Annotated in this window: 15 protein-coding genes and 2 pseudogenes; 8 read left to right on the top strand and 9 right to left on the bottom strand. The window is 61.6% G+C overall.

Annotated elements, in window-relative coordinates; all coding sequences use genetic code 11:
- From ACERLL_RS10625 to ACERLL_RS10610, 4 genes and pseudogenes are all read right to left on the bottom strand, one after another.
- On the bottom strand, window positions 1-347 hold a 347-nt coding region (locus tag ACERLL_RS10625), incomplete at its 3' end, for a transposase (RefSeq protein WP_373656065.1).
- Window positions 308-592 carry a cation-transporting P-type ATPase gene (locus ACERLL_RS10620; RefSeq protein WP_373656064.1) on the bottom strand — a complete coding sequence of 95 codons (285 nt, stop codon included), beginning with the start codon at window positions 590-592 and terminating at the stop codon, window positions 308-310. The genes ACERLL_RS10625 and ACERLL_RS10620, both read right to left, overlap by 40 nt.
- A 104-nt stretch (window positions 593-696) precedes the next feature.
- Window positions 697-1,649: pseudogene (locus ACERLL_RS10615) on the bottom strand (IS481 family transposase).
- A 161-nt stretch (window positions 1,650-1,810) separates the two neighbouring features.
- Window positions 1,811-2,940 (bottom strand): IS3 family transposase gene (locus ACERLL_RS10610; RefSeq protein WP_373656063.1). Its coding sequence is split into 2 segments (ribosomal slippage): window positions 1,811-2,650 and window positions 2,653-2,940, totalling 1,128 coding nucleotides; the frame shifts between segments, so codons are not numbered across the junction.
- A 794-nt stretch (window positions 2,941-3,734) separates the two neighbouring features.
- Between ACERLL_RS10610 and ACERLL_RS10605 the strand changes: the two genes are divergently transcribed.
- The 7 genes and pseudogenes from ACERLL_RS10605 to ACERLL_RS10575 all read left to right on the top strand — a co-directional run bounded on the left by ACERLL_RS10605 (window position 3,735) and on the right by ACERLL_RS10575 (window position 11,129).
- Window positions 3,735-4,919: a glycosyltransferase gene (locus ACERLL_RS10605; protein ID WP_373656062.1), complete on the top strand. Its 1,185-nt coding sequence runs from the start codon at window positions 3,735-3,737 to the stop codon at window positions 4,917-4,919.
- 282 nt (window positions 4,920-5,201) lie between these two features.
- The gene (locus ACERLL_RS10600; protein ID WP_373656061.1) at window positions 5,202-6,188 is read left to right on the top strand and encodes an integrase core domain-containing protein; all 987 of its coding nucleotides are present in this window, start codon (window positions 5,202-5,204) and stop codon (window positions 6,186-6,188) included.
- Between the two features lie 448 nt (window positions 6,189-6,636).
- A complete protein-coding gene (locus ACERLL_RS10595; RefSeq protein WP_373656060.1) occupies window positions 6,637-6,744 on the top strand; it encodes an IS66 family transposase in 108 nt (35 codons plus the stop codon).
- Between the two features lie 319 nt (window positions 6,745-7,063).
- Window positions 7,064-8,152, top strand: coding sequence for an IS5 family transposase (locus ACERLL_RS10590; protein ID WP_373656059.1), 1,089 nt, complete (start codon window positions 7,064-7,066; stop codon window positions 8,150-8,152).
- A 187-nt stretch (window positions 8,153-8,339) separates the two neighbouring features.
- A pseudogene (locus ACERLL_RS10585) lies at window positions 8,340-8,632 on the top strand (transposase domain-containing protein); the annotation flags it as partial.
- 634 nt (window positions 8,633-9,266) lie between these two features.
- Window positions 9,267-10,529, top strand: coding sequence for a GNAT family N-acetyltransferase (locus ACERLL_RS10580; RefSeq protein ID WP_373656058.1), 1,263 nt, complete (start codon window positions 9,267-9,269; stop codon window positions 10,527-10,529).
- A 354-nt stretch (window positions 10,530-10,883) separates the two neighbouring features.
- Window positions 10,884-11,129 carry a hypothetical protein gene (locus ACERLL_RS10575; protein ID WP_373656057.1) on the top strand — a complete coding sequence of 82 codons (246 nt, stop codon included), beginning with the start codon at window positions 10,884-10,886 and terminating at the stop codon, window positions 11,127-11,129.
- 65 nt (window positions 11,130-11,194) lie between these two features.
- Here the strand turns inward: ACERLL_RS10575 and parC are convergent, their stop codons facing one another.
- Both parC and parE read right to left on the bottom strand, forming a co-directional pair.
- The gene (parC, locus tag ACERLL_RS10570; protein WP_373656056.1) at window positions 11,195-13,492 is read right to left on the bottom strand and encodes a DNA topoisomerase IV subunit A; all 2,298 of its coding nucleotides are present in this window, start codon (window positions 13,490-13,492) and stop codon (window positions 11,195-11,197) included.
- 145 nt (window positions 13,493-13,637) lie between these two features.
- Window positions 13,638-15,620, bottom strand: a complete 1,983-nt coding sequence (gene parE / locus ACERLL_RS10565) for a DNA topoisomerase IV subunit B (protein WP_373656055.1) — start codon at window positions 15,618-15,620, stop codon at window positions 13,638-13,640.
- A gap of 246 nt (window positions 15,621-15,866) precedes the next feature.
- Between parE and ACERLL_RS10560 the strand changes: the two genes are divergently transcribed.
- Window positions 15,867-16,697 (top strand): ERCC4 domain-containing protein, encoded by an 831-nt coding sequence (locus tag ACERLL_RS10560; RefSeq protein ID WP_373656054.1) that lies wholly within the window; start codon window positions 15,867-15,869, stop codon window positions 16,695-16,697.
- A 123-nt stretch (window positions 16,698-16,820) separates the two neighbouring features.
- Here the strand turns inward: ACERLL_RS10560 and ACERLL_RS10555 are convergent, their stop codons facing one another.
- From ACERLL_RS10555 to ACERLL_RS10545, 3 genes are all read right to left on the bottom strand, one after another.
- A complete protein-coding gene (locus ACERLL_RS10555) occupies window positions 16,821-18,152 on the bottom strand; it encodes a hypothetical protein (protein WP_373656053.1) in 1,332 nt (443 codons plus the stop codon).
- A gap of 130 nt (window positions 18,153-18,282) precedes the next feature.
- Complete coding sequence (locus ACERLL_RS10550; protein ID WP_373656052.1) at window positions 18,283-19,620, bottom strand: right-handed parallel beta-helix repeat-containing protein; 1,338 nt, start codon at window positions 19,618-19,620, stop codon at window positions 18,283-18,285.
- Between the two features lie 1,024 nt (window positions 19,621-20,644).
- On the bottom strand, window positions 20,645-23,218 hold the full coding sequence (locus tag ACERLL_RS10545) for a right-handed parallel beta-helix repeat-containing protein (RefSeq protein WP_373656051.1): 2,574 nt from the start codon (window positions 23,216-23,218) through the stop codon (window positions 20,645-20,647).
- Between the last annotated feature and the right edge of the window lie 472 nt (window positions 23,219-23,690).

The following is a 23,690-nucleotide window of genomic DNA, read 5'->3' as shown; positions in this document are numbered from 1 at the left end:
TGCCGCTCGCTGTCGGCCAGCTCCGTAGCCCGTTCGCAGTCAGATCGCCACTGCTGGAGCTGTTCCAGATACAGCCCACGGCTGCGACAGTACTCGGCTCGGTCGTGCTCGTTCATGCCAGCCGTCTCCACGACCGCGGCGAACTTGTCCCGGGCGCTCCAGCCCTCGGGTCCGCCCGCATCGGCATCGGGCAGGCAGGTGCCCTCGGCCCGGGCCTCCCGGCGCCATTTGTACAGCGTCCCCAGGGAGATGCCCTCCTGCTCGGACACCGCCTGGGGGCTCAGATTATGCGGCGGCAGCATCTTGGCTACCACGGCCTCACGCCGCTCTTGGGAATATCGGGCCAAATCCGGCTCCTATCGCCCTGGCTTTTGTAATAACAGGATACCAAGGAGCGACAACTACCCTGACAGCCAGGGCCCCGGCGGGTCAGCTGGTTGGGGCCGTACCGCTCCCGCCGGCGCGCCGCCTCTTCCCCGGGAAGTCCCGCTTCCCGGCCGCTTTCCAGCGCCTGCAGGGCTTCCCGGGAATGCCAGGATCGCTCCGGCTCCCGTGCGGGGGCGCCGGATTTCTCTTGCCGAGTCCGTTCCATGGGCTTCGCTGGCCGTGGTGGGGAGGAAGACCGTGGTCAGGTCCCTCCAACCACTGTAGGGGGTGGCGAAGATGTGGCAAGGGGGGTAGTCCAACAGCTTGAAGCTAGATGTGCTGTAACAAGAGGTTGTCCACAGTTACCCCAGTACGCTGACCGGTGGCTGATCGTTGAGGCTTCCGTGTGGCCGTAGCCAGTTGTACTCCTTGAGCCATTCGGAAAGCCGCTGGCGGCGCTGCTCGGAGGAGCGATACGCCGCGGCATAGGCCCATTCGTTGAGCGCCGTTTGGATGAAGCGCTCCGCTTTCCCATTCGTCTGCGGCGAATAGGGCTTGGTGAAGCCCTGCCGGATGCCCAAACGGCGGCACACCCGCCGAAAGTGCCTGGAGCGGTAACAGCTCCCGTTGTCTGTGAGCACCCGGTGCACGTGGTAGATGCCGTGGCGCCGGAAGAAGGCCAGGGCTTCCCGCAGAAACTGCTCCGCCGTCTCCTGGCGCTCATCGGGCTTTACGGCCGCGTAGCTGAGCCGGGAGGCGTCGTCCACTGCCACGTGGACATACTCCCAGCCGGCGCCCGAGGAGGCCTGCTTACGGTTTCCGGTCACCCGGTGGCCTGGGCGTGCAAAGCGCCCGAGCTTCTTGATGTCCAGGTGCACCAGGTCGCCTGGGGCCTCGTGCTCATAGCGGTTCGCCGGCCGCTTGGGTTCCAGATCCCGGGCCCGGCTGAGCTTTCTTCGCCGTAGGATCCGGGAAACCGTGCCCCGGGAGACTCGGCACACCTGGGCAATGCGCTTGCCGGTCCACCGCAGCCGACGCAGTCCCAGGATGCGCCGCACGCGCCCTGGACTGGTGGCCCAAGGGCTGCGGTGCGGCCGGCAGCTGCGATCGTACAAACCGGCGCGCCCTTCGACCTGGTAGCGACGGACCCATTTGCTGACCGTCTTGGTGCAAACCCCTGCTTCGGCGGCTACCGAGCGGCAACTGCGCCCATCAAAGAGGACGCGATGAACCAGAACCGCTCGACCTGCCGGCGTATGCCGGGCATTTTGGTGGATGTCCACGGTGTTTCTCCCAGTGTGCTGCGGTTTCCCACCTACAGCGTTACTGGGTTGAAACCCGTGGACAATCTATTTAAACCCCACATCTAGATTGGCAGGTGGGGTGGACCCATTCGGTTGGACAGTAACCAGGCTTTGAGAAGTAAACGGTCCTTGGGATCTCCTCAGACTTCGGTTTCCGGCTGGGTGGCCCAGTGGACCTCGGCCGGGGTTTGATGATCAAGGGCGCTGTGCGGGCGCTCCTCGTTGTAGAACTGGAAATATTCGGCCAATCCGGTCTCCAGGTCAGGCACGGTCTGGTAGTCCCGGAGGTAGATATCCTCGTACTTCACGGTGCGCCACAGGCGCTCGACGAAGACGTTATCCAGGGCCCGGCCGCGCCCGTCCATGCTGATGAGGATACCCCGCTTCTGTAGCGGGGCCAGCCACTCCTGGCTGGTGAACTGGGCGCCCTGGTCGGTGTTGAAGATCACCGGCTCGCCTCGGCCCAGTGCCATTTCCAGGGCCTCGAGGCAAAACAGCGCGTCCATCGTGTTGGAGAGCCGCCAGGCCAGTACGTAGCGGCTGTACCAGTCGAGGACCGCTACCAAATACAGAAAGCCCCGCGGCATGGGGATGTAGGTGATGTCCGCGCACCAGACCAGGTTGCTGTTCGTTAGCGCCAGCTGCCGAAGCAGATAGGGGTAGACCGGATTCTGCGGGTGCGGACGACTGGTATGCGGCCCGGGGACCGTCGCTTGCAGGCCCATGCGGCCCATCAGCCGCTGGACCCGTTTGCGGTTGACGGCGTATCCCTGGCGCCGCAGCCAAGCCGTCATCTGGCGACTGCCGTAGAAGGGCGTCTCCAGGTACTGCCGGTCGATGAGCCGCATCAATGCCAGGTTCTCGGTGCTTTCCCCGGCCGGCTGGCGATAGTACGTGGACCGGGGCAGGCCGAGCAGGTTGCATTGGCGCTGAACCGAAAGCCGGGGATGAGCTGGTTCGATTTGCCATCGGCCTACTCCTTGATCTGCTTGGACTTTTTTTGGAGAAAGTCCACCTCAATCTTGAGGCGGCCAATCTCCTCGTACAGCGGGGCGGTCAACTCCTCGGCCGAAGGCGCTTTGCTGCGGCGCTTGGACTCGAACAGCTCCGGAAGACCCTCAAGCAGCTGGCGCTTCCACTGGCTGATCTGCGCCGGATGCACCTGATACTCGCTGGCGATCTCGCTGGTCGTCTTGGCGCCCTTGGCGGCTTCCAGAGCGACGCGGGCCTTGAATTCGGGGCTGAGGCGCTTGCCTTTGGCTCGGGACACGGGGAAGGCTCCTTTCAGAGCCCGAGGATAATCCCTCAGCCGTTTACTTCTACCCCTGTCCAGTTTTTGGGGTCCACTTCAAGGTGCCAGCAAAGGTGTGCTAATAGCGAGTAAAATGAAGGTAAAGTTAAAAGTAAAAAGACATAAAAAAGTGGCGCTTCTCGGATTTGTTTGGGTGCCCCCGACTTCAATCAGGGACACGGTGAATGCGTGATACCGACCTTTACGCTCAGATTTTGGATATCCAAGCCCCTTGGGGGTCCAGGACGGGGAGCTGGACCAGTCCGGTGGCGAAGTGCGAGTCCGTGTCACCCAGGATGAGCCTACTCCCACCCCACAAATATTGGGTATAGGTCATTCTTATGAATCTTCCCTCCATTTTAATGAGGGAACACTTTACTATTCATATTTTTTTATAAGCTTGCTAAAGTCAAGTTTTATGGATCTTGAATTGTAATTCTGGAACTATGCATTTAAATAATTTTAATGCAAAAAATTCTTAAAATACCGCTCCTTGCGCTACCATAGCCAATCGCATCCCATTTTTTTTAAAAAAAATAAAATAAAAATATATCAAATGCTTAAATCAATAAGCACCCAGGAAGTTAATCCTCAAAAGGGGGGGCTAGGACTAAGGCAGGCACCAAAAAGTTTAAGAACTATTATCTCTAGATGGTCTTTATGTTTTTGTTTTTATTTTATTTTTACAAAACCTAAAAAAATGAATAGGGATAGATTAAAGAGAAGGTAATAACCTAAAAAATAATTCATAAGCAAAGGTCGTAGAGGGCACAATGAATACTTCCCCCTTCCCCCACCCGACATCTTTCAAATGGGCATCGGAGACTACTCACACGGAAAAGAGCCCGGATCCTGCCCCCGAACTGGAAAAGGAACGGGAGGCAGGAAATCACTGCCTCATCCCAGAGAATTGGGAGAATGCAGAGCTGCCGCTAGTTTCCGTTATCATTCCTACATATAATGCTGAACCATTTATATCAGAGGCTTTGGATAGTGTCCTGGAACAAGACTACCCTAACAAAGAAATTATAGTAGTGGACGACGGGTCAACCGACAATACCGAAGACATATTACTTTTATACAAAGATAATATAATAATAGAAAAAAAGGAAAATGGAGGTATATCCTCTGCGCGGAACAAGGGTTTGGAGATCGCTACTGGGGAATATATAGCATTTTTAGATGCAGATGATATCTGGTTACCAGGGAAATTGACTAGCCAAGTTACTTACCTAGAAAGCAACCCCCATATACATCTTATATATGGAAAAGTGGAGGAGTGGCGGACAAATAACCCCAATCCCCCTATCAAGCAAGAATCTTTGCATTTCCTAAATAAAGCAGAGCCACCCTCTATTGATCCAGATTATTCCGGGTGGTTATATGGTCAGCTACTAGGTGATTTCTCAATTTCAACAATTTGTGTAATGCTACGTAGCAGCTTAATAGAAAGCATTGGATACTTTAAGGAGAACCTGGAACAGGGAGAGGATTTCGAATTTTGGTTAAGAATATCCCTAATTTCAGAAATTCATATGCTAGATCAAACAATGGCCCTATTTAGGAAAACTGGGAAAAATACCACGTCAGAGTGCCCTGATAAAAATTATGCGGCTGATATAATAGAAGAATCCATAAAAAAATGGGGAATTACCAACCCTGATGGGAGCCGAGCAAACACAAAAAGAATAAAAAGAAATCTTTCCCAGTTATGGTTTTTGTACGGTTGGAAGAATAAAAATGCTAAAAGGTATTACGTATCTTTCATTTCTTTTTTGAAAAGTTCTTGTTATGATCCATCAAAGCCAAAAACATGGATTTTTATTTTTCTTACAGGTTATAAGAATATATTAGAAAATATCAGATATGCCCTTCGGGCCACCAGGCCTGTTAGGGATATAACTAGAAGAAAAAGTATAAAAAATAAGACTTTTAATGTGCAAGGGAGGGTTCAATAAAAAATAGTCCCTACAGTGGCCTATAAACCCTTTTGCTCTTGGCTTTTACGGGGCCGGCACATTCAAATTGCAATCGCAAGGGCCTCGAGCTCGTCTGTGAAAGCCTCCAAGGTTGTTCGGTAGTTCAAACACTTGCCAAGCATGGTGTTGTATAGGCATAGGGCGTCGTCCAGGCCCTCGGCCGCGTAATTGTAAGGACTCGGGTGCTTGTCTCCCTCCCCGGAGCCTGATGTATTTTGAGGCGCGGTCGGTGATTGAGTACCTGTTGGAGGAGATTGAGGCTTGAGCACGCCCCTCCATGACAATGCCACCACCACGCCTCGGATTCGACGCTATATCCAGGAGTCCGACAAGGGTACGACCAAGTTGGCCCGGGAGCTGGGCCTGTCCGAGACCACGGTCCGCAAGTGGAAGCGGCGCCGGACAGTGGAAGACGGCTCGCATGTGCCGCACCGGATTCCGACGACCATGGCCCCGGAAACCGAGGCCGTCCTCGTGGAGCTGCGTCAGTTGTTCCTGCTGCCCGTGGACGACCTGCTCCGGGTGGGCCGGGACTTTCTGGACGCGAGCCTATCCCGGGCCGCTCTGTTGCGCTGCCTGAAGCGCAACGGGGTCAATAATCTGAAGGCGTTGCGGGCCCAGCAGCTGGGCGAATCGGCGGAAACCACCAAGCGCCGCAATACCTTCAAGGACTACGAACCGGGCTTCGTCCACGTCGACATCAAGTACCTGCCGCAGCTGCCCGAGGAGTCCGACCGCTGTTTCCTGTTCGCGGCCATCGACCGGGCCAGCAAGTGGGTCTACTTCGAGATCCGCGATGACCGCAAGGCGGCGACGGCACGCACGTTCGTGACCAACTTGATCCGGCGGGCGCCGTTTCGGATCACCCACCTGCTGACGGACAACGAGGCGGCTTTCACGGACCGGCTGAATCGCCCGCAGGGCGAGCCCTCCGGGAAGCACCCAGTGGACCAGCTGTGCGCCGAGCAGGGCATCGCCCACCGGCTCATCCCGCCCCGCCAGCCAGAGACCAATGGCCTGGTGGAGCGCTTCAACGGCCGCATCAGCGAGGTGCTAGCATCGGTCCACCTCCGCAACCGCGAAGAGCTGGAGGCGACCCTGGAGCGCTATCGGCGCCTGTACAACGGCCAGATTCCCCAGAAAAACCTGGGTGCACGGACCCCGGTTGAGGTCCTCAAGGCCTATTACGAATCAAACCCCGACCGCTTTTGGAGAAAGCCACACAATCCTCCGAGTCCCGACACGTAATGATCCAGGGAGACCTTATAGGATCGGTCCCGGCGCGGCCAGCGGTTGACGTTCTCGATGGTACCCCGCTGCCAGGGGGAATCCGGATCGCAAAAGTAGGTTCCATCCCCGTGGCGGCGATGTCCTCGTGTCCGGTTAATTCGTTGGCATAGTACCTATGGAGTTGCAGGTAGGAAGCGCCGAGCCCTGGCGGGGATCCAACCAATAGGCGCTTTTGCTCCGTAAAAAGTATGTCCTTCCCGTCTGTGCCTGAGCCTACCTGATGGATATCCTGCCTCTGAATCCCAATCGGAGGCCCGCTGGCTCGGGAGCTGGGGTTGTCGGAGGCGACGTTGGCTGAGCCGGAAGCCCAGGGTGGCGGCCTATTCCGCCGCGCCGAGGTGGTCGATGCGCGGCCGCTTTCCAGAGCGGGGCCTCCTGCCGAGTGGGGACGCCCTGGAGCTGGACGATGTCGTCGATACGCTTCCACCACGCGCCTACCCGCAGCCACGAGATGCCGAAGCGGCTACTGGCCGACTTCCACTGCTACTTGCAGACCGATGGCTACAGCGCCTAGGCACCGCGCTCGCGGGCCGGGACGAGGTCGTGGCCGGGTAGACTGCTGGGCCTACCTGCGCGGCGCTAAATCGATGCGGCCATCAAAGCCTCCGGCAAGAAGAAGGCCAAGAAGGCTGGCCGCGCCCGCCAGGGCCTGGACTATATCCAGCAGTTCTACGCCATCGAGCGCCAGGGCCGGAACCAGGACCTGGACCTCGCGGCCCGCCACCGGCAAGGCCCTCCACTACCTGGCCGGGCAGTGGGAGCGCCTAGGACTCTGTTGAAAAACCAGGGTTTGGTAGGCTGCTCCAAGCCAACCCATTGATAGGAGGTTCTTCGTGCGCGGGGTCGAGGACCAGCAAGCCAGCCTGTTCAGCTACGTGTCCCTGGAAGAGCGGGTCCCCGAGGATCATCCCTTGCGGGCCGTCCGGGCGCTGGTGGACGACGCCTTGCACCAGCTCCAAGCCCATCTGGATGGCCTCTATCCCGAAACGGGGCGCCCCTCGATCCCGCCCGAGTACCTACTTCGGGCCTCGCTGCTACAGATCCTGTATGCCATCCGCTCCGAGCGGCTGTTGATGGAGCAGCTGGAATACAACCTGCTGTTCCGGTGGTTCGTGGGCCTCGGTATCGATGACCCGGTCTGGAACCACTCAACCTTTTCCAAGAACCGCGACCGGCTGCTGACCACCGAGGTTGCCCAGCAGCTGTTGCAAGCGGTGCTGAAGCCGGCCCGGGACCGCAAGCTCCTGTCCGACGAGCACTTCAGCGTCGACGGCACCCTGGTGGAGGCCTGGGCCTCTATGCGCAGCTTCCGTCCCGTCGATGAGGATGACGATGACCCCACGGGTGGTAGCAATGCCGGCCAGGATTTCCACGGCGAGCGTCGCTCCAACGCCACCCATCGCTCCCGCACGGACCCCGGGGCCAAGCTCTTCAAGAAAGGCCCCGGCAAGGAGGCCAAGCTGGCCTACCTCGGCCACGTGGCCATCGAGAACCGCAACGGCCTGGTTATCCAGACTGAGCTGACCCCGGCCGACGGCTACGCCGAGCGCGATGCGGCGATTGCCATGCTCGAGCGGATGCGTGGGCGGCATCGGATCACCGTGGCGGCGGACAAGGGCTATGACGCCCGGGACTTCGTACGCACGCTGCGCCATAAGCTCAACGCCACCCCGCACATCGCCCAGAATACGGGCAACCGGCGTTCCGCCATCGACGGGCGAACCACCCGGCATCCGGGCTTCGCGGCGAGCCAGCGAGCGCGGAAGCGCGTGGAGGAACCGTTCGGTTGGGCCAAGGCCTTCGGCCTCCTCCGGCGGCCCATGCTGCGCGGCAGGGCGGCGCTGGAGGCCTGGTTCACCTTTCATGCAGCGGCGTACAACCTGGTCCGTCTGCGCAAGCTGCTCATGCCGGGCCCGGCCTGATTTTCCGCCAGGGGGCCGGTGTGTCCGGCTCCTTGGCTAGCGGGGGCGATTGGCGGCCCATTCCGGTCACCACCGGCCCGGGCAATTGGGGCCAAACGCCCCGCCAATCGGTTTTTGAGCCGCTCGCGGGGCCAAACCCCGGTACCAAGGCTCAATTTCAACGAACTCCTAGTGGGTTACCTGGGGTGGACCCATTCCCATCGACATTAATGGCGCAGGGAACGCCATCCGGCCCTTTGTAGTCGGCCGCCAGAATTGGCTGTTTTACAACAGCGCAGCCGGCACCACGGATTCGGCCAACCTCTACAGCCTCGTGGAAACGGCCAAGGCGGGCGGCCATGCCCCCACACCTACCTCCGCTACACTTTCAAAGAACTTCCCGCCGCATCCAGCGCCGAGGACTACGAGGCGCTCCTGGCATGGAACCTCGACCTGAAGACCTTTCAGCCCCCCTCCCCCGCAGGAAACGAAAACCAGTAGACATTACCCCATACGGAAATATCGCGGGAAACCCCAAGCTCAATGATGGGAGTCCCACATTCCCCAGCCCCACGATGCCTATACGTTCCTGCTCAATCATTTTCCGGCCTCCATAACCCATGCTTTCCCCCTCGGGATTACTCTCGGCTCACGCCGGAGTCTTCTTTGAACGGCAAAACTGGGCCTTTAGGGCCAGAAATCCCGCGGGGCGCCCTTTTATGCCGGACTTCCGCCTGGGCCCCGTGAGGCGGTTTGGGAGCCCGCGACCTTCTGGTGCGGACCGGGCCGCCTTGATACCGAGGAGCCAGCCGGCATCCAGTAGGGCTGATCGTCGAAGTCGGTGAGGTCCTGTCGGGGGAGGGTAGAGAAGAAAGTTAAAATTTTGATTGGTTGGATAATTTTTATAAAGGAGTCTTATTAAATTGGGTATGGATTTAAAGTTTAAATTTATTAATTCTTCATAAACAGCAACTTGATATTGTGTCAAGAGGGGTTGTAAAGTGTATAGACACGACAGTATTGGTTCGGTTTCATGGGCTGGGAAGGGAAATTTGTTAATATTTTCTATCCCTTCGAGGAAAAATAAATAATATGAACCAAAAATAACCAATTTTTTGGTGAAGGAGTTCCCGAAATGACGACCACTTTAAAGCTGCGGGGAAGCGAGAAAAAGGGGGCTCCTGAACCCGGCCGGGCTTCTGGGAGGGAGGGAACTAAGGCTCAGGCAAGAGGGTCCGTTCCCTTTGATTCGGCCAACCTTGGGGTAGAAGTCCTGACCTCCCGCCATGAGCTCCGGGCTATCGGAACGGAATGGAATGATCTGGTCGAGGATTCATTCCTGGATACCCCTTTCCTGCGGTTCGAATGGCTCGACGCGGCATGGAAATGGCAACATCCCAACGATAAGCCTCTGATCCTTTTGATCAAATCCAATGGTCACCTCCTGGGCGGCTGTCCCCTTGTGGTGCGGCACCGAAGCACAAGGAAGGTTCGGATCAGGAATCTGGAGTTCCTGACCGTTCCCGATACCCAGGAATGCGATATCGTTACTGCACCGACCGAAGTTCGGGAGAACGTCCTAATCCGAATCGCCACCTGGATGGTCAATGAGTTCAAGGCCTGGGACCGGCTTGTGCTCCGGAATTTACCTTCCTATTCCGATACCATCACTCGTTTGACGGATCTTTTCCACGGTCATGGATACGCCCTGGAGCAAAACCCGGATTCCCCGAATTATCTGGTTAGGACTCTGGGGTCCTGGGATGAGTACTACAAGGGCCTGGGAAGGAAGCTGAAGAAGAACAATAACTGGGTAAGTAACCGGCTGCAGAAGGCCGGGGTGGTGGAGGTGGAATGGCATACCCCCTCCTCCGGAGATTTCGAGTCTTTGTTCGAGGCCATAGGGGTCTCGGCTAACAGCTGGAAAGGCAGAGAAGGGGGGAGTCTCGATTTCCCAGGACCTTTTGCTTTTATTAGGCAGCTTTCGGAGCATGCCTGGAACGCAGGGTGGTTCTCTATTTGGCTTCTGAAGCTGGGGGACCGGACCGTTGCGATGGAATACCAATTGATTTATCAGGGCAAGGTTTACGCCCTGCGTGGGGACTTCGACGAGCAGTACAGCAACCTTTCCCCAGGGCATCACCTAAATTACCGGATACTCCAGGGCCTGTTCGAGGAGGAGGAGCTCGAGACCTACTACATGGGCCCTGGCCGGAATGGCTACAAGCTCCGCTGGACGGACGAATATGAGGGTCAGGGGAATCTCACTGTCTACGGCAGAACCCTACGTTCCCGCCTGCTTAGGATGTACAGCAGGGCCAATGGGTCCCGCTTGGCGGGCCTGATGTCTAGGGGGAATGGCTCGGCTCCCGCTCCCGGCAAAGGCGAGAGATCTTAGCCGCCCACTTGACGGATTCCCGGGAAGGCCGGATGTGACACTCGCCCGGTGAACCCCCCATAGTAGCCAAAACTGCTTTTTCCATCGTATAGGCGGGAATATTCTCCGGAGCGCGGCATCATGCCAATTGCAAGTTTAACGATCCGCCCGCCAACCTAATTTAGTGTCGGGGCAGGCTCGATGTCCCCGCACCCCCCCCGGTTGGATTGGACACCGCCCTGGGGCAAGGTCCCCGGTTGAGTGATTGGGTTCATCCCCTTGCTGGCAACAGCGAAGGAGGTGCCCATGAGCCAGCCCACAGTCCAAGTGAAGAAGGACAAGGGTCGTTTCTCCAGCAAGCGCAAGACCTAGGCGGTGCTGCGTCTGCTGCAGGGTGCGGACCTCAATACCCTGAGCCGGGAGCTGGATGTCACCGAGCGGTTCTTCCGTACCCTAAAGGACCAGTTCCTATGGCTCCATGACCGCCGAACCCTCGAGGAGCTGAACGAACAACTTGAGCAATGGCGGCAGCTCTGCAACGAGCAGTGGCTGATCCAGCGCCACGGTCATCGGTCACGGGCTGAAGTCCGCCGGGCCCATCAGCCCGGTATGGCCGCTTGAACAAAACCCCTGGTGTCCAAGAACCGGTGGACGATACACATATTACTTGAGGAACTTTGACTGATTTATAACTTGCTTTTGACTACCCCCTTGGGGAGCTGCTTGCCTCGGCTTCCGCGGGTGCGTATGTAGGCCTTGAGGTCTTCCGGGGAAAGGGTTAACGATTTGCCGCCCTTGCCGGGTAGGGACAGGCCCTGGTCGGTGATCCGGTCTACGCGGACCAGGGCCTCCTCCGCCTTCAGGTCCACGAGCTTTACGCCCTTGCCGGCAGCCATCTCCTTGATCTCTCCGGCGGGGAAGACCGCCAGGTAGCCGCTGTCGGTGACTACCGCCACCTGGTTTCCGGCGGGGGAGAGTGGGAGGGGGGGAAGTACGCCGGCTCCGTTCAGGGACTTGAGCACCGCCTTCCCATTCTTGGTGCGCCCTAGGAGGTCGCCGAAGGTCGCGATGAATCCGAAGCCGGCGGTGGTAGCCAGGAGGAAGCGGTCTTCGGCCTCGCCGATGACCATGCCCGCTACACCGGCTCCTTGAAGGTCCACCAGCGAGGAAAGCGGCGTACCGTAACCGCGCCCCCCCGGGGCTTCGTTGGCGGACACGGTGTAGGCGCGGCCGTTGGTGCCGAGCACCACCACGGACTTGGTGGTGCGGGTTTCCACGGCGTCCAGCGGGTCGTCGCCGTCCTTGTGGGGTACCGAGCTGAGGTCCAGGCCGTGGCCCTGCCGGGAGCGGAACCAGCCCTTGCGCGACAGCAGCACCGTAACCGGCTCGTCCATTACCGGAGCCTCCATGGCCACTGGCTCCGAGTCCTCGATGAGGGTGCGCCTGTCGTCGCCGTAGGTGGCGATATCGGCCTCCAGCTCTTCGACGATCTTGTCGGTCATGGCGTCGTGATCGGCGAGCAGATGCTCGAGCTTGGCCTTCTCGTCGCGCAGGTCGGTGAGCTCCTGGTCCACCTTGAGGGTGTCCATGCGGGTGAGCCGGCCCAGGGGGATGGCGAGTACGTCGTCGGCCTGCTCCTCCGTGAGGGCGAACTGCTCCATGACGCCGCGCTTGGCCTCGGCGTAGTCCTCGGCGTTGCGCACGATGGCGATTACCGCGTCGATGTCCAGCAGGACGGCGCGGCGGCCCTCCAGGATATGGATACGGTGGTCCACCTTCTCCAGGCGGGTGCGCGTGCGCCGGGTCACCACCTCGCGGCGGAAGGTGGTCCAGCCCGCCAGGACCTCCTCGAGGCTCAGGTCCTTGGGCCGGCCGTCCAGGTCGATGAAGGTGAGGCTCACCTTCTGCCGCACCTCCAGGGAGGTCAGTCCCATGAGGAAGCCCATGAGCTCTTCCGGCTTCTGACGTTTGGACTTGGGCTCGATCACCAGCCGCACCGGGCCGGTGTCCTGGCCCGCCTGGTTGGACATGCCGCCCACCTGCGCCAGCATGGCCTGCTTCTTGGCCTTATGATCGCTGGTGATGTCCTTTTTGCCCTTCTTGGGCTGTGGATTGGCGAGGGCGTCGATCTCGGCAAGGATCTGTTCCGCCGAGCCGCCAGGCGGCAGCTCCGTGACCACCACTTGCCAATCGCCGCCGGCGAGCTTCTCCACCTCCCAGCGGGCCCGCAGGGTGAGCGAGCCGCGCCCCTTGGTGTAGAGCTCCGCCAGCTCCTTAGACGAGGCGCAAACCTGGCCGCCGCCGGGGAAGTCCGGGCCCTGGATGTGCGCCATCAGGTCGGCGGTGGTGGCCTCGGGATTGCGGTAGAGGGCGATGGCCGCCGCGCCCACCTCGCGCAGGTTGTGGGAGGGCACGTCGGTGGCCAGGCCCACCGCAACGCCGGGCTGGGCGTTGAGCAGTGCCATGGGCACCCGGGCCGGCAGTACCTCCGGCTCCTGCTCGGCGCCGTCGTAGTTGTCGATGAAGTCTACGGTGCCGCGGTCGGTCTCGCCGAGCAGCACGTCGGAGAAGGGCGTGAGCCGCGCCTCCGTGTAGCGCATGGCGGCGGCGTTGTCGCCGTCGGGGGAGCCGAAGTTGCCCTGACCATCCACAAGCGGGTAGCGGAAGGTGAAGTCCTGGGCCATGCGCACCATGGCATCGTAGGCCGCCTGGTCGCCGTGAGGGTGGTATTTACCGATCACCTCGCCCACCACCCGGGCCGACTTCTTGTGGTCGGTGTCGGCGCGCAGGCCCAGCCGGTGCATGGCGTAGAGGGTTCGCCGCTGCACCGGCTTGAGGCCGTCGCGCACGTCGGGAATGGCGCGGCCCTTCACCACCGACAGCGAGTAGGCCAGATAGGAGCGGCCCAGGTGCTCGCGCAGGTCCAGCCAGTCCTCGCCGCGCTCGCCGTCGCGGGCGCCGGCGAAGGTGGTCATGTCAGCCATGGGAATGCCTCGTTAATGCCTTCTCAGAGAATGCGGCAAACATCCGGTCGTTCGTAGGAGCCTCGTCCCCGCCGCGCCCCGTAGAGGCGCCCGAAGGGGGTCGCCGCCGGGAGGCCGCTCCTACGGGCACCCTCCCTGCCACGCTTCAGATATCCGCCTCCACCTGGTCGCCGTTGGCCTCGATCCAGGCCCGGCGGGCTGCCGCCTCGCGCTTGCCGAGGCAGCGGTTCACTTCGTTCCAGGTCTCCTCCTCCTCGTCCTCCGGGACGAACAGGGGCAGCAGGCGCCGGGTATCGGGGGAAAGCACGGTCTCCCAGAGCTGCTCGGAGTTCATCTCGCCGAGGCCCTTGAAGCGGTAGGCCTTCACCTTCTCGGGATCCACGCCCTCGTCGGCCAGCTTCTCCAGGGTGGCCGCCTTCTCCTGCTCGTCGAGCACGTAGATCTTGCGCGCCGGCTTGCCCTTGCCCTGGGACGGGATGTCGAGGCGGAATAGCGGCGGATGGGCGACGAACAGATGGCCGCGCTCGATGATCTTGGGGAAGTGGCGCAGGAACAGGCCGATGAGCAGGGCCTGGATATGGGCGCCGTCCACGTCGGCGTCGGCGAGGATCACGATCTTGCCGTAGCGCAAGCCGGAGAGGTCCGCCTCGTCCTCGAAGCCATGGGGGTCCACGCCGATGGAAACGGCGATGTCGTGCACCTCCCGGTTGCCGTAGAGCTCGACGCTGTCCACCTCCCAGGTGTTCAGTACCTTGCCGCGCAGGGGCAGCACCGCCTGGGTGTCCCGATCCCGGGCCTGCTTGGCGCTGCCGCCCGCCGAGTCCCCCTCGACGATGAACAGCTCGTTGCGGGCCGGGTCGTCGGACTCGCAGTCGGTGAGCTTGCCGGGCAGCGTGGCCAGGGAACCGCCGCGCTTCTTGGCGGACTTCTTGTTGGCCTGCTGGCGCTCCCGCGCCGCGGCGATAGCCAGCTCGGTGATGGCCTTGCCCGCCTCCGGGTTCTCGTTCAGCCACAGCTCGAAGCGGTCCCGGAACAGGGTGGTCACCAGCTTGGCCGCCTCCCGGGAGGTGAGCTTCTCCTTCACCTGGCCCTGGAACTGGGGATCCAGCAGCTTGGCGGAGAGCAGGAAGCAGGCCCGGCTCCAGATGTCCTCGGGGGCCAGCTTGACGCCTCGCGGCAAAAGCTGGTGGTGCTCGGCGAAGGCCCGGATGGCCTCCGTGGCCCCGGTGCGTAGGCCGTTGACGTGGGTGCCGCCCTGGGCGGTGGGGATGAGGTTGACGAAGGATTCGCCCAGTCCCGCGCCCTCGCTCACCCAGGTAATGGCCCAATCAGCGCCCTCGCCGGGCTGGAAGTCGCCGCCGTTCGTCGCCGGATCGTAGAAGCGGCCGGCGGCGTAGACCGGGCACACGGTATCGCGGCCGTCGAGCAGCTCCTCCAGGTATTGGGCCATGCCGTTCTCGTACTGCCACGCCTCTACCAGCGGATCGTCGTTCGGCTGTTCGCGGACCAGCTCCACGTGGAGGCCCGGCAGGAGGATGGCCTTGGTGCGCAGCAGGCGTTGCAGGGGCGCCAGCAGGATCCGCTCGTCGTCGAAGTAGGAGCCGTCGGGCCAGACCCGGATGGTGGTGCCGGTAGTGCGCTTGCCCACGGTATCGGTCTGGGCCAGGGCCTCCGTCACTTCCCCGCCGGAGAAGGCCATGCGATGGACGGCGCTGCCCCGCTTGACGGTCACCTCCAGGCGGTGGGACAGGGCGTTGGTCACCGCCACCCCCACGCCGTGCAGCCCGCCGGAAATCCCGTAGACGCTGTCCGCGCCCTTCTTGAATTTGCCGCCGGCATGGAGGGTGGTGAGGATTACCTCTACTGCGGGCTTGTTCTGGGCTTTGTGCATCTCCACCGGGATGCCGCGGCCGTCGTCCTCCACGGAGACGGAGCCGTCCGCGTGCAGGATTACCCGGATTACGGAGGCGTGGCCGCCCAGCGCCTCGTCGGCGGCATTGTCCACCACCTCCTGGATGATGTGGTTGGGGGACGAGGTCTCCGTGTACATGCCCGGCCGCTTGCGGACCGGGTCCAATCCCTCGAGAACCGTGATGTCATCGGCGGAGTAGCCGCCTTCCTTTCCCATGAACCGTTTCTCCAAAGGGTTTCAGGGATGAATGTTGTGCCCCGGGCCCCCTTCCGGCCCTGGCGGGATTAGTCACGCAGGCCACGCGAGAAAGTACGGGAAAGGTGCGCGTTTGAAAACAGCCATGGCCGGGACGGCGTTCTGGAAAGCAAGTATTATGAGAACATAAAGAAAACATGCCAGCCAGTACCGGCGGGCCGGTACCGGTACCGGGTACGGCCTTTCCCCAGGAAAGCCGGGGGTACCATGAGCCGGAATAACCTTTGGCACCTTGAACATCTGGAAAATTCCAGCTTCCCCTATCGGATCACGGTGGAGCAGGAGGGCCGGCTGGCAATCGCCCTCCGCACCAAGGAGCCCTGGCCGGAGCCCCAGGCCGCCGTGTTCTGCCTACGCGAAGAGGAGCCGCCGCCCGAGGAATACCGGAAGGTGGAGGAGTGCGTTCCCGTGGCCTCGTTCAGGCCGCGGGGCAAGAAAATATCCGTCACCCTGGAGCGCGCCGAACGGCGTCACTGCGAGTTTCTCTTCGTCACCAAACGCTACAAGAGCAAGGAGGGGGAGTACGAACAGATCTTCTTCCGGGTTCCCGAGACGGTGCATGCCCATCGAACCAAGGGCCGCACCGGGCTCTTCGCCGGGACGCCTTTGGAACTGGTAGTGGATGCCGACGAGCGGCGCCCCTGGCGGTTCCAGGGGGCCGATATCCGACGGGAACCGCTCGAGGCCGGGACCTATGCCCTGGTCCGGGACGGTCGGTTCCGCGCCCTTGTGGCGCGCAAGACCTTCACCGGCTTCCTCGGAGAGCTCGATGATCTGGAAGCCCTGCACGAGCAACTGGACAGGTTGGCAGCCGTTCCCCATTCGGCGGTGGTGGTGGAGGCCCAGTACGGAGATTTCCTGGACCCCCGCCGGGTGGACCCGTGGCCGGCCGCCCGGGTGGCGCGTGCGCTGGCAGGAATCAGCGCCCGGCACCCCGCGCTGCCGGTGATTTACGCCGGCAACCGGAAGATGGCAAACGAATGGGCCCATGGCCTTTTCTGTGCAGTGGCTGGCGGGGGCCGGTCCTCCGGGTCCTGATCTCCTTTGAGGCCGGGGTATCCGGTTGGTGGGGCAATCGGGCTCGCGGGGGAGGCTCCTTACAAAAAAGGCCCGGGTACAAGGACCCGGGCCGTCGGCCGCGTGAGCGCGGTTTGGCGGCAGCTATTCCCCGGACAGGTGGAAGGTCCAGGTCTCGGGGGTCTGCCCTTCATTGGCGTTCTCGTTCTCCTTCGCGAGGAACACGTATACGCCGGTCTGGGGATCCCGGGCCAGGGTGTCCCACTTGCCGTGGGCGTTCGCCGGCCCCTCGCCCGCCAGCTCGAAGGTCGCCCAGCGGTCGCTGCCGGGGTTATAAGTCCACATGCGCAGGCGGCCGTCCACATTCTTGGCCACCAGGACCTTGCCCAGCTCGGGGGACCACTCCATGGACAGGGAGGCTCCCACACGCTGGCCGTTGTAGCGCAGCTGGGCCATCTGCTTCACCTCGCCGGTGCGGAAGTTCATCTGCAGCCAGCGGCTCTGGGCGTAGACTACGCTCCAGCCCGTCTCCGGGTTGAGAGCGCTGTACACCTCGGAATACTTCTCTCCCGTGGAAGCCCCCGTGACTACCGTATCCCAGGCGCCGGTCTGCGGGTTGTAGGCCCAGGCGCGCTGGCTGTAGCCGCTGCCGGCCACCGTCACCACCGTATCCAGCTGCGGGTCGTAGGAGAGGTCCCAGATGGCGATCTGGCCCTCGTTGTTGAAGGGGAAGGGGTCCTTGGCCAAGGAGGTCCAGGCGCCGTCGGTGTCACCCTTCTCCGGGTCGTAGCACCACAGCCGCTGCTTGAGCAGGCAGTAGCCGTGGCCGGGCCACCAGGCCATCTGGCCGTAGGAATGCTTGGTCACCGGCCGGCCACGCGGCGACAGCAAGTCCACCTCCCAGCCGCCGCGGCGGCTTGCGTCCATGGCCTCCTTTTCGCTCTGGGTCAGGTGGTCCCATTGCCAGACGTTCTCCCAGTTCTCCTCCTCGGTGAGCTGTATCCAGCGGTTGTTGGCGATGTCGTAGGCGTCCACGTCGTTGCCCGGATGGGTCTTGTGGCCACCTCCCCAGTAGTAGACGAAACCGTTGCCGGCGGTGACCCCGGAGTAGGGACGGTAGTCCGGCTGGCCGGCACCGGCCTGTGGCGACTGTTTGATCCAGGTCCCCGATTGGCCCTCCACCGGCTCGCTCTTCGGCGGATCCTCGCTGCCGTCGGTGTTGTCCCCGGAATCGCCAGTGCCCGGATCCTGGGCGTCCCCGCCCGAGTCCCCGGAATCGGTCTGGTCCGCGTCGGTGGACCCTCCGGAGTCGCCGCCTCCACCCGTGGGCGTCTGTCCCGTCTGGTCGCTTTCCTCCCCGGTGCCATTCAGGCCGTCGGCGTTTTCCAGCGTATCCCCGCAGGCGGTCATCAGCAGGGCGGCGAAGACCACCGCACCCGCGGGAATGTACCGGTTCCCCCCATTTCCTTGCAGCATGCGTGTCTCTCCTGAATTGCATCCGGAGGCCCCGCGGTGCGGGGCGCTCCACAAAGGAAGGGCCCGGGGCAAGCCCCGGACCCCTTTCGTAGCTACCGCTCAGCCATGCGGTTCCGGTAACGGCATTCGCTTACTGCGAGATGCTGTAGGCGCCCATGTTGTAGGCGTTGTCCCGGGACTCCGTGGCCATGGGGTGCTGGTATTGCTCCGTGGGCTGGTGCTCCGAGCTGACCGCGGAAGGCGCCGATTCCACATGGAGGAGGTCGTCCAGGTACTGGTTCGCGGGATAGCTCTGGTTCTTGCCGTTCCAATCCCCGGGGTACCAGTAGACGCCGGTAGTGGTTCCGTCCTTCACCAGGCGGGCGTTGGTCACCAGATTGTTCTCGATGGTCATGCTGTCCATGTCGTACACATCGAGCAGCAGCGACGACCACAGGGTCTCGCCCTTCTTCCAGAAGCTGTTATAGGCGATGGTGATGTCGGCGTTGTTCACCGGGCAGGGCTTCACGTCGCCGTAGCGCTTGCGCACGGTTACGTCCATGGCCTGCACCGCGCCGCTGGTGTTCTCCGAGACGATCGCGTTGCCCACCACGCGGTTGGTGCCGCAGCCCCAGATGTTGATGAGGTTGGCCGTGGTGCCGTAGTTGTCGAGCAGGTAGTTGTTCTCGATGTCCACGTTCACCGACTTGGCCTTGATCATGTGGCCGTTGCGGGCGCTGTGGAAGAAGGAGCCCTTGATAACCAGATTCTTCACCTGCCCGGCGTAGACCAGGTGGCCGTTCTGGGTGGGCTCGTCCGTGTCGTAGAACTCCGAGTTGAGGATCTCCAGGCGTTCGGAGTTGGTGGAGGCGAGGATCCCCATGCCGGCGTTGTGGACCTCCACGTTGCGCAGGATCAGCGCGCCGGTGTTGTCGTGGTGCCAGATGACCTTGTCAGTGCCGGCGTCGGAGAGCTCCAGGCCCTCGATCACCACCTTGCCCGTGGAGTAGTTGACCACCACCCCTTTCTGATCGCAGAGCCGGGAGTGCAGGTGCGGCCGGCCGTTCAGGGCCTTGATGGTCAGGCTCTTATTGGACGGGATCACCACGCACTGCGTGTAGGACCCGTCCTGAATGCCCACCGAGCCACCATCGGGCGCCGCGTCAATCGCCGCCTGAACGCTGGCGTACTGGTGGTCGGGACCCACACAGGGGCTGGTGCCGCAATCGATGGCGGCGCTTCCGTCCCCGGAGTCCCCGCTGCCGGAATCCCCGCTACTGGAATCCCCGCTACCGGAATCCCCGCTACCGGAATCCCCGCTGCCGGAGTCCCCACCATCGGAGCTGTCACCGCTTGTGGAGCCGTCGCTCCCGGAACCGTCGGTGCCGCTGCTGTCCTGCTGCTCGTCGGCCGGCGCGTTCTGGTCGATGAAATCGTTGACGGCTTCTTCGTCGCCGCATGCGCTCAAAAGAACTACGGCTAGCCCCACCACCGCTGTTCCGAGCAGTTTCCCCCCACTTTTTCTAAGCATGTGCATCCTTTCTTCGTACGCTTTCGTTTCCCATGCCCTGCTCGGGCACGGCCATTCAGGGTGCTGGTCTGTCCGGGACGGCGTGCCCGCTCGCGCCTCTTTTGCCGTTAATGGAGAAATCGAATAGCTCGTAAAAGCGCCCTTGGAGGCGGTTCCGTCCGATTCCCGTGCAAGGGCTGCAAGGGAGGCCGCGAACCGGGCCCGGGACGTACCCGGAGAGGCAGAGTGCATCCGAGGAGTCGAGGGTTCTCGGTCAGGGTTCCTTGCAAACCGGAGAATCAGCTGGAAGTGAGCGCATACTCTCATGGGTTTTCGGGGGCGTCTAGGGGTTTTCCCCAATACTTATTAGGGTTCCCCCTAGAGTGCGGAAATTTCTAGGAAATCAGTGGTCCGCAACGGGCTGGAGCAGGGAGGCGAAGGGGAGATCGGGCCCGGAATCGGGCCGGAGGACGCGGTCGGACGTATAGGAGGGAGAGGCTGGACGGGAACAGCAAATGCCCGGGCCGGGCCCAGCCTGTTGACGAAGATGGAGGCCCCCGAAGCGTTGCACGGACAGCTGACGGTGTTGAGCCTGTTTCGCGCGCCGCCGTAGTGGCGGCGGTCCAGTGTGGCGCCTTCTGGCCCCCGAGCGGGTGGGACCATAGAGTAGGCCCCTATGCAGGCATCCCTCTGCAGCGGCCCCGGAAGAGCGTACCGTCTACGAGGAAATCCTCGGCGCGGCCCCGTTTCACTAGGGCCCAGCTGCGCCGCAAGTCCCCGGAACTGTCCGCCGAATATCTTTTTTGTCCTTTGCAGCCTTGCGCAATTGTGGCTACCTCCACAGCGAAGAGTGCGGCCGCGGTTCATAGGGGATACGGCAAAAGGAGGCGGGGTTGATTCCGTTGCCTGTAATAGGGGAAAGGGCAATAGAAAAGGCCTGGGTTCTTGAACCCAGGCCTGGGAGGCCGCCGGCCGAAGTACGGTTCGGCCAGGAAGCGATGCCCTACTGGATAGCATAGGCCCCCATGGTGGAGGCATCCGAACGGGCCTCCGTGGAGGTAGGGTGGGCGTACTGCCGGTCGGGCTGATTCTGGGAGGAAACAGCCGCCGGTGCGGAATTCACGTGGAGGTACTGATCCACGTACTGCCCCTCGTTCATTGTCGCGTTCTTGCCGTTCCAGTCCCCCGGATACCAGTAGACGCCAGTGGTGGTCCCGTCCTTCACCAGCCGGGCATTGGTCGCCAGGTTGTTCTCGACCACCATGCTGTCCATCTCGTACACGTCCAGCAGCAGAGAGGACCACAACGTCTCACCCTTTTTCAGGAAGCTGTTGTAGGCCACCGTCAGGTTGGCGTGGTTCACCGGGCAGGGCTTCACGTCGCCGTAGCGCTTGCGCACGGTTACGTCCATGGCCTGCACCGCGCCGCTGGTGTTCTCCGAAACAATGGCGTTGCCGATTACTCGGTTGTTTCCGCAGCCCCAGATGTTGATGAGGTTGGCGGTGGTGCCGTGGGTGTCATGGAGAAAGTTGTTCTCGATGGTCACGTTGACCGACTTCGCCTTGATCAGGTGGCCGTTGCGGGCGCCGTGGAAGTAGGAGCCTCGGATGACGAGGTCCTTGACCTGACCGGCGTACACCAGGTGGCCGTTCTCCGTGGGGTCGTCGGTGTCGTAGAACTCCGAGTTGATGATTTCCAGCCGCTCCGAGTTGGTGGAGGCAAGGATGCCCATGCCGGCGTTGTGGACCTCCACGTTGCGGAGAATCAGCGTTCCCGCGCTGTCGTGGTGCCAGATCGCCTTCTCGGAGGGAACGTTGGAGAGCTCGAGACCTTCCAGCACCACCTTGCCGGTGGAGTAGTTGGTAACGATGCCCTTGCCGTCGCAGCGCTTTGAATGCAGGTGCGGACGGCCATCCAGGGCCTTGATGGAGACGCTCTTGGCGTTACGGATCACGAAGCACTGCTGGTAGGAGCCCGACTGAATGCCCACGGTGCCGCCATCAGGGGCATTGTCCACCGCCTGCTGGATGCTGGCGTACTGGAAGTCGCTTCCCACACAGGTGTCCGCGTTGCAGCCGCCGGTGCCGATATCTCCGGAGGAGTCGCCGCCGGTGCTCGAATCTCCGGAGCCGGAATCCGTGCCGCTGGAGGTCCCGGAGCCATCCCCCGGAGCGGTGTCGCCGGAGAGTCGGAAGGTCCAGGTCTGTGGCGTTTCGTAGGGGTTTTCGTCGTCCTTGGCAATGAGCACGTAGACGCCGGTTTTGGGATCCCGGGCAAGCGTGTCCCATTTGACGTGGGCGTTCACTGGACCGGTGCCCTTCAGGCTGAAATCGGACCAAGTATCGGACTCGGGGTCATAGGTATAAAGACTCATGACTCCGTTCGTATTATTGGCCACCAATACCTTGTCGAGCTCCGGTGCCCACTCGAGGGAAAAGGTCCCCAACCGGTCCACGCCAACCTTGTGTCGGAGCTGGGCCATGGGCTCCGCCGCTCCGGTAGCGAGGTCCACCTTTTGCCATTGTTGTCCGGCGTAGACTATGTGCTGTTTCGCGCCCGGATCATAAACGCTATACACGTCGCTCCACGAGCTGCTATCGCGACCAACGTAGCTGGCAACTGTGGTCCAGTTCCCGGAGTCGGGGTTGTATTTGTAAGCATTGCCAGTGCCGGTGCCTGTGAAGCTCACCACCGTATCCAGATCTGGATCATAAGTGAGATTCCAGGGGGCGATCCCGGCTATGTTGAAAGGAGGCTGACCTAAATCCGTCCAGGCACCATCGGCGTCCCCCATCTCCGGGTCATAGCACCAGAAGCGTTGCTTGAGCAGGCAATAGCCATGGCCAGGCCACCAAGCCATCTGGCCATAGGAATGCTTGGTCACGGGCCGGCCCCGAGGGCTGAGGAGATCCACCTCCCAGCCGCCACGCCGGCTGGCGTCCATCTCCTGCTTTTCCTGCTCCGTTAGGTGGTCCCACTCCCAGACGTTCTCCCAGTTCTCTTCCTCGGTGAGCTGGACCCAGCGGTCGTTGACGATGTCGTAGGCGTCCACATCGTTGCCGGGATGGGTCTTGTGGCCGCCGCCCCAGTAGTAGACGAAGCCGTTGCCGGCGGTGACCCCGGAGTAGGGGCGGTAGTCGGGCTCATCGGGATCCGTCTGGGCGGATTCCTGGCTCCAGGAGGAATCGGCGCTTCCGGAATCCGAGCCGGAATCGCCGCTGTCCTGGTCCCCGCTCCCGGAATCCGAGCCGGAATCGCCGCTGTCCTGGTCCCCGCTCCCGGAGTCCGAGCCGGAATCGCCGTCGTCCTGGTCCCCGCTCCCGGAATCCGAGCCGGAACCGCCGTCGTTCTGGTCTCCGCTCCCGGAATCCGAGCCGGAACCGCCGTCGTTCAGGTCCCCACTCCCGGAGCCATCGTTGTTCTGGTCCCCGGAGCCGGAATCCGTCTGCTGCGTGTCGTCGCCGACCTGCGTCCAGGTATCCGTTTCATCAGGTCCGTAACCGCATGAAGAGACCAGCAGAGCGGCCAGTGCCACGCTCCCCGGGCCTCGCAGGTTGCCCCCACTTTTTCTAAGCATGTGCATCCTTTCTTCGTACACTTTCGTTTCCCATGCCCCGTTCGGGCATGGCCATTCAGGGTTCTGGTCTGTCCGGGACGGCATGCCCGCTCGCGCCTCTTTGGCCGTTGATGGAGAAATCGAATAGCTCGTAAAAGCGCTCTTGAAGGCGATTCCGTCCGATTCCCGCGCAAGGGGTGCAAGGGAGACCGCGAACCGAGCCCGGGGCGTGGCCGGGCAGGCAGGGTGTGTCCGAAGAGTTGGTGCGGTTGTCGGTCATGATTCCTTGCAATCCGGGGAATCAACTGAAAGTGAGCAAATACTCTCATGGGTTTTTGGGGCCGTCTAGGGGTTTTCCCCAATACTTATTAGGATTTCCCCTAACAAGCGGATATTTCTGGGAAACTGAGTGGGTCGCAACGAGTTGGAGAAGGGAGCGAGGGGGACATCGGGCCGATGGAAACGGCCGCATGGATAAGAGGCGGGGCCGGGC

This window comes from Thiohalorhabdus sp. Cl-TMA (assembly GCF_041821045.1).
In the GTDB taxonomy this organism is placed as follows: domain Bacteria; phylum Pseudomonadota; class Gammaproteobacteria; order Thiohalorhabdales; family Thiohalorhabdaceae; genus Thiohalorhabdus; species Thiohalorhabdus methylotropha.
Note: the sequence above shows the minus strand (reverse complement) of the source record. Positions and strands in the feature narration are given on the sequence as shown.

Bases quoted from the DNA above. Each gene is read 5' to 3' on its own strand.
- ACERLL_RS10555 (WP_373656053.1), bottom strand. From the start codon at position 18,152: ATGCTGCAAGGAAATGGGGGGAACCGGTACATTCCCGCGGGTGCGGTG.
- ACERLL_RS10560 (WP_373656054.1), top strand. From the start codon at position 15,867: ATGAGCCGGAATAACCTTTGGCACCTTGAACATCTGGAAAATTCCAGC.
- ACERLL_RS10580 (WP_373656058.1), top strand. From the start codon at position 9,267: ATGACGACCACTTTAAAGCTGCGGGGAAGCGAGAAAAAGGGGGCTCCT.
- ACERLL_RS10595 (WP_373656060.1), top strand. From the start codon at position 6,637: ATGTCGTCGATACGCTTCCACCACGCGCCTACCCGCAGCCACGAGATG.
- ACERLL_RS10545 (WP_373656051.1), bottom strand. From the start codon at position 23,218: ATGCTTAGAAAAAGTGGGGGCAACCTGCGAGGCCCGGGGAGCGTGGCA.
- ACERLL_RS10620 (WP_373656064.1), bottom strand. From the start codon at position 592: ATGGAACGGACTCGGCAAGAGAAATCCGGCGCCCCCGCACGGGAGCCG.
- parC (WP_373656056.1), bottom strand. From the start codon at position 13,492: ATGGCTGACATGACCACCTTCGCCGGCGCCCGCGACGGCGAGCGCGGC.
- parE (WP_373656055.1), bottom strand. From the start codon at position 15,620: ATGGGAAAGGAAGGCGGCTACTCCGCCGATGACATCACGGTTCTCGAG.
- ACERLL_RS10605 (WP_373656062.1), top strand. From the start codon at position 3,735: ATGAATACTTCCCCCTTCCCCCACCCGACATCTTTCAAATGGGCATCG.